We start from the raw sequence: 6,560 nt of genomic DNA on the forward strand, positions 1-6,560 counted from the left end.
CTGCGGCTACCCTTGCCAGAAACCATAGAATCTCCCACAACGTACAGCACAGGTCTTGAGAACATTGCTATCGTGTGGGAGCCGGCTTGCCGGCGATGGGCTGCACAGCAGCCTTGACAGCCTCAATCCCATTGACTGTCACATTATCATCACGCCCCTGTCGTAATCTGCCGGCCAACTCTATGCCAGAGGGCCACCCGGCATGCCGCGCCTGCTTGTGCTACTGCTCACCGTGCTACCACTGGCCACCGTGGCCAAACCCGTTCATTTGCGTGTGCAAGGCTCCAATACCATCGGCGCAGCCCTGCTGCCGGCGCTGGTGGAGGGCCAACTGCGTGCGCAGCAAGCCAGCGCGATCCAACGGCAAGCCGGCAAGCGGCCCAACGAAACCGTGATCACGGCCCGGGACACGCAGGGCCAACCGGTGCGCATCGACATCGCTGCCCACGGCTCCAGCACCGGCTTCACCGCCCTGGTTGAGGGCGAGGCCGACCTGGCCGCCGCCTCACGGCCGATCAACGACAACGAAGCACTCCAGTTACGAGCGTTGGGCGACCTGCGTGCTACCGCTTCCGAGCAAGTCATTGGCCTGGATGGCGTGGCGGTCATTGTCCACCCCGACAACCCGCTGCCGCAGCTCAGCACAGGGCAACTGGCGCAGATTTTCTCTGGCCAGATCCAGCGGTGGGAAGAATTGGGCATTTCCGGCGGGGCTATTCACCTGTACGCCCGTGACGACCGCTCCGGCACCTTTGAAACCTTCAAGGCACTGGTACTGGAGCCGCAGCACGCGGCACTGTCAGCCCAGGCCCGGCGCTTCGAATCCAGTGACGAACTGGCTGCACGGGTGAGCACCGACCGCCAGGCCATTGGCTTCAGTAGCCTGGCCGCAATTCACGGGGCCAAGGTGCTGGCGGTGGCTGAAGGGGACGCCCCAGCCATGCTGCCGGAGCGGGCCCTGGTAGCCAGCGAGGACTACCCCCTGTCGCGGCGCTTGTACTTCTATCTGCCGGCCAACCCCAAACCACGCGCCAAGACCCTGGCGGACTTCGCCCAAAGCCCGGCAGGCCAGGCCATCGTCGCCCAGCAGGGGTTCGTTTCGCAGCAGATACAGGCCCTGCCAGTGCCACCACAGGCAGGCATGCCGCCGCGCTACCGCAGCCTGGCCAGGCAGGCACAACGGCTGAGCGTGAACTTTCGCTTTCAGGCAGGCAGCGCCAACCTCGACAACAAGGCCCTGCGTGATGTGCAACGGGTCGCAGATTACCTGCACCAGGCCGGCAAGCTACAGGGCAAGACAGTGCTGGTTGGCTTCGGCGACCCCAAGCTGACCCCAGGCCGCGCTGCGCTGCTGTCGCGCTTGCGGGCGCAGGCGGTGCGCCGCCAGTTGGCACGTAACGGCGTCGAAGTGCTGCAGGTGACCGGCATGGGCGCTGAATTGCCTGTGGCCGACAACGAACGTGAGCAAGGGCGGCTGCACAACCAGCGTGTGGAGGTATGGGTGTACTGAGCCACAGGGTGCTGCTGTTCACGGCCGCCTGGCAAACAAATGTAACAGCTCCGGGTTCGGCAGCGCAGGCAAACAGGTCTAGCCTCAAGCCTATGTGATACCGGGCCCCTCTGACGGCTGCCACGCCGTGATGTCGGATCACTGTTGCCACGCAACGTCGACATTCAAGGAGGGCTCATGACAGCTCTACAGGCGTTTCTCACCACCCCGTTCCTCGGTACCAGCATCTGGTTGTGGCTGATGTTCATGGCCATCGTCATCGGCCTGCTGGTACTCGACCTCGGCGTGCTGCACCGCCACGAACGTGAAATAGGCATGCGCGAGAGCCTACTGTTGTACTCCGGCTACTTCAGCATCGGCGTGCTGTTCGGCGGCTGGGTCTGGTTCCAGCTAGGCGCGCAATCGGCGCTGGAGTTCTACACCGGCTTGCTGGTCGAGCAATCACTGTCGATGGACAACGTGTTCGTCATGGCCATGATTTTCAGCTATTTCGCCATCCCCCGCCGTTACCAGCACCGCGTGCTGTTCTGGGGCATCCTCGGGGTGGTGATCCTGCGCGCGATCATGATCGGCGTGGGCGCAGCGCTGGTGCAGAACTTCGCCTGGGTGCTGTACGTCTTCGGGGCCTTCCTGCTGTTCACCGGGGTGAAGATGGCGCTGTCCAAAGAAGACAGCCATCCAGACCTGGCCAATAACCCAATCCTCAAGTTCGTACGCCGGCACCTGCGGGTGACCGACGAAATTCATGGCTCGCACTTCTTTGTCCACCAGACACCCCCGGGGCAGAACAAGGCCCTGCGCCATGCAACGCCGTTGTTCCTGGCGCTGGTGCTGATCGAACTGGCCGACCTGGTGTTTGCCGTGGACAGCGTACCCGCGATCTTCGCCATCACCCAGGACCCGTTCATTGTCTACACCTCGAACATCTTTGCCATTCTTGGCCTGCGCTCACTGTACTTTGCGTTGTCGGCGTTGATGCACCGGTTCGTATACCTCAAGTACGCATTGGCGCTGGTGTTGATCTTCATCGGCTGCAAGATCTTCTACCATGGCATGGTCGGCAAGGTGCCGGCGTTGCTGTCGTTGGGTGTGACGTTCGGGTTGTTGCTGGGTGGGGTGGTGGTTTCGCTGATCAAGACGCGGGGGCAAGAGGCGACTGTCGTGGATCCGCCGCCGGAACACGCTACGCCCCAAGCCAATGCAGGCCACAAAGGGTAGGCCTGACGAGCATCAGCCTGCCTCACCCCCCGCTGCGCAACATCTCTGCCGGCACATACTTGCCAATCTCATACTTGCCGATCGCCGCCCGGTGCACTTCATCGGGCCCGTCGGCCAGGCGCAGGGTGCGCTGCATGGCGTACATGTACGCCAGCGGGAAATCGCCGCTCACCCCTGCCCCGCCATGCAGCTGGATCGCCCGGTCGATCACCTTCAGCGCCACGTTCGGCGCCACCACCTTGATCTGCGCGATCTCGCTGCGCGCGACCTTGTTGCCGGCCGTGTCCATCATGTACGCCGCTTTGAGCGTGAGTAGCCGGGCCATGTCGATTTCCATGCGCGAATCGGCAATCTTGTCGACATTGCCCCCCAGGCGTGCCAAAGGCTTGCCGAAGGCGGTGCGCGCAACCGAGCGCTTGCACATCAGTTCCAGCGCCCGTTCGGCCATGCCGACCGAACGCATACAGTGGTGGATACGCCCAGGGCCCAGGCGCCCCTGGGCGATCTCGAAGCCGCGGCCCTCGCCGAGGATCACGTTTTCGTAAGGCACCCTTACGTTCTCGAACAGCACCTCGGCGTGGCCATGCGGTGCATCGTCGTAGCCGAATACCGGCAGCGGGCGAACAATCTTCACGCCAGGCGTATCGGTTGGCACCAATATCATCGAGTGCTGCTGGTGACGCGGGCCTTCGGGATTGGACAGGCCCATGAAGATCATCACCTTGCAGCGCGGGTCGCACGCACCCGACGTCCACCATTTGCGGCCATTGATCACCCACTCGTCACCGTCACGCACCGCGGTCGCGGCCATGTTGGTAGCGTCCGAGGAGGCCACGTCCGGTTCGGTCATGGCGAAGGAGGAGCGAATCTCGCCCCGCAGTAGCGGCTCCAGCCACTGGCGTTTCTGCGCCTGGCTGCCGTAGCGCACCAGCACCTCCATGTTGCCGGTATCCGGGGCCGAGCAGTTGAACGGCTCCGGGCCGAGCAGTGAGCGGCCCATGATTTCGGCCAGCGGCGCGTACTCCAGGTTGCTCAGCCCAGCGCCGTACTCCGACTCGGGCAGAAACAGGTTCCACAGCCCCTCGGTGCGGGCCTTGGCCTTGAGCTCTTCCATAATCGCGGTGGGCTGCCAGCGGTCGCCCTCGGCGACCTGGCGGTCGAACACCGCCTCGGCGGGGTAGACATAAGCATCCATGAACGCGGTGACGCGCTCGCGCAGTGCCTGGACCTTGGGCGAATAGGCGAAATCCATCGGGCTTACCTTCACGGTTCGAAGAACATGGCCAGAGCCTAGAGCAGCGCACCCCGATCCACCTAGTCTATTTTCCGCGTGTATGAACATTCATAACCGATATATGATCGGCGGATAACTCCAACAAAGAGCGGCGCCCATGAACCTCAGCAAGGTCGACCTCAACCTGTTCATCGTGTTCGATGCGATCTACACCGAAGCTAACCTCACCCGCGCCGGGCAGATCGTCGGCATCACCCAGCCGGCAGTGTCCAACGCCCTGTCGCGCCTGCGCGAAACCTTCAACGACCCGCTGTTCGTGCGCACTGCGCAAGGCATGGTGCCCACGCCCATGGCGCAGAACATCATCGGCCCGGTGCGCAACGCCCTGGCGCTGCTGCGCACGTCCGTACAGGAAAGCCGCATTTTCAACCCGCAACAGGCCAACAAAACCTTCCGTATCAGCATGACCGACCTGACCGAAGCGGTCATTCTGCCGCCCCTGTTCCAGAGGCTGCGCCGCCTGGCGCCGGCGGTGCTGATCGAGAGTTTCCTGTGCAAGCGCCGTGAAACCACCAAGGAGCTGGCCGCCGGCCGCCTGGATTTCGCCATCGACGCACCGTTGAACACCGACCCCCAGGTCCGCCACGTGAAGCTGATGCAGGACCGCTACGTCTGTGCCCTGCGCCAGGGCCACCCGCTGGCGGACAGCAAACTGACCCTCGACAGCTACCTGGGCATGACCCACATCCACATTTCCAGCCGCCGCAACGGCCTGGGGTATGTCGACCTGGCCTTGGGCAAGATGGGCGTGCAGCGCAAGGTCGCCCTGCGCTCGCAGCACTACCTGATGGCCTCGCAAGTGTTGCAGCAGACCGACATGGCGATGACCGTCCCGGAGCGTTTCGCTCGCCGTCATCAGCTGCGCTACCACCCGCTGCCGGTGGAGGTCCCGGCCCTGGAAACTCACCTGTACTGGCACGAAAGCACCGACCAGGACCCGGCCAACCGCTGGATGCGCGAGCAGATCACCGAACTGTGCCAACGTGTAGTCGCCGATGAAGAAAAAGCGCTTGAACCCGCCTGACACACACTTTGAACGCGGTCGAGGCGCATCACGATATGCTGTGCGAAGGGAAGGATCGAGGAAAATATTCTCCAAAAAATTATTCAAGTAGAACAGACACACCTATAGGCCGCAAATAGTGCAGCGGGAAGCGAAAAGCATCTTTCCGACAAACGATAGGCTGATGCCAACGATCGCCTAACCCACGGCGACAGACATGGACATGCCCCGATGCCTAACGCCCCGCTGTATTTCGATTACGCCGCCACTACCCCGGTCGATGACCGGGTGGTGGAAACCATGCTCGCCTGCCTGGGCCGCCAGGCCAACTTCGGCAACCCGGCCTCCAGTGGCCATGCCTACGGCCAGGCCGCCCGCAGTGTGGTGGAGCAGGCCCGACAGCAAGTGGCCGAGCGCATCGGCGCTTCAGCCGAAGCGCTGGTATGGACCTCTGGCGCCACCGAGTCGAACAACCTGGCGCTCAAAGGTGTTGCCAACGGCTTCGCCCCACCCGGGCACCTGGTCACCAGCCTGCTGGAACACAAAGCCGTACTCGACACCGTAGCCGAACTGGAGCGCCAGGGCTGGGCGGTCACGCGCCTGGCGCCTGATGCCCGTGGCCTGATCCAGCCCGCGGCCGTACAAGCCGCGTTGCGCACCGATACCCGACTGGTATCGCTGATGGCCGTCAACAATGAACTGGGCACGGTCACCGACGTTGCCGCCATTGGCGAGTGCGTTCGCGCCCAGGGCGCCCTGTTGCACGTGGATGCCGCACAGGCAGTGGGCAAACTGGCGATCGACCTGAACGCGATGGCTGTCGACCTGATGTCGTTCTCGGCGCACAAGGTCTATGGCCCCAAAGGCATCGGCGCCCTGTACGTCGGGCCTCGGGCGCGCCCGGTACTGCGCGCACAGATCCACGGCGGTGGCCATGAGCTGGGCCTGCGTTCCGGGACCTTGGCCACCCATCAGATTGCCGGGATGGGCAGTGCTTTCGCCCTGGCCGGGCAGCCCGGCGACAGCGAGTACCTGCGCCTTGCGCAGCTGGCCACGCGGCTGCTGGAAGGTTTGCTGAAGTTGCCCGGGGTCAGCCTCAATGGCTGCGCCACGCAACGCATCCCGCACACCCTGAACCTGTGCATCGACAGCCCGGGCTTCAACAGTGCGGCGCTGGCCAGCGACCTGGCGTTGTCCACCACCTCGGCGTGCAACTCGGCGAGCAACACGGCCTCCCACGTGCTGCTGGCGCTGGGGCTGAATGAGCACCAGGCGCGCAACAGCGTGCGCCTGAGCATCGGCCGTTTCAGCACCGACGCCGAGATCGACAAGGCGCTGGAGGTGTTTGCCAGGGTACTGGCTGCGGCGTCGGCAGCCTTGTGGTAACCCGCCTTTTGCGCGGCCCCTGTGGGAGATTCTATGGTTTCTGGCAAGGGTAGCCGCAGCATCTTCAGCGTCTGTGAGATCGAGCGCCGCCCGCGCGGCGCTTCGCGGGTAAACCCGCTCCTACGTTTGTTTCGGGCCAATTATGCCTG

At 63.6% G+C, this 6,560-nt stretch carries 5 protein-coding genes; 4 read left to right on the forward strand and 1 reads right to left on the reverse strand.

Annotated elements, in window-relative coordinates; all coding sequences use genetic code 11:
• The first annotated feature begins 202 nt into the window (after positions 1–202).
• Complete coding sequence (locus ACF8SD_RS11200; RefSeq protein ID WP_173888536.1) at positions 203–1,510, forward strand: substrate-binding domain-containing protein; 1,308 nt, start codon at positions 203–205, stop codon at positions 1,508–1,510.
• Between the two features lie 177 nt (positions 1,511–1,687).
• Entirely contained in the window at positions 1,688–2,728 is a 1,041-nt protein-coding gene (locus ACF8SD_RS11205; RefSeq protein WP_173888534.1) for a TerC family protein, read from the forward strand.
• Between the two features lie 22 nt (positions 2,729–2,750).
• Here ACF8SD_RS11205 and ACF8SD_RS11210 read toward each other — a convergent pair whose 3' ends face one another.
• A complete protein-coding gene (locus ACF8SD_RS11210; protein WP_173888532.1) occupies positions 2,751–3,980 on the reverse strand; it encodes an acyl-CoA dehydrogenase in 1,230 nt (409 codons plus the stop codon).
• 139 nt (positions 3,981–4,119) lie between these two features.
• Between ACF8SD_RS11210 and ACF8SD_RS11215 the strand changes: the two genes are divergently transcribed.
• Together ACF8SD_RS11215 and ACF8SD_RS11220 are read left to right on the forward strand one after the other, a co-directional pair.
• Complete coding sequence (locus ACF8SD_RS11215) at positions 4,120–5,046, forward strand: LysR family transcriptional regulator (RefSeq protein WP_054914004.1); 927 nt, start codon at positions 4,120–4,122, stop codon at positions 5,044–5,046.
• 210 nt (positions 5,047–5,256) lie between these two features.
• Positions 5,257–6,411, forward strand: coding sequence for a cysteine desulfurase family protein (locus tag ACF8SD_RS11220; protein WP_392484451.1), 1,155 nt, complete (start codon positions 5,257–5,259; stop codon positions 6,409–6,411).
• The last annotated feature ends 149 nt before the right edge of the window (positions 6,412–6,560 follow it).

This window comes from Pseudomonas sp. CJQ_9 (genome assembly GCF_043106615.1).
GTDB classification, from domain to species: domain Bacteria; phylum Pseudomonadota; class Gammaproteobacteria; order Pseudomonadales; family Pseudomonadaceae; genus Aquipseudomonas; species Aquipseudomonas juntendi.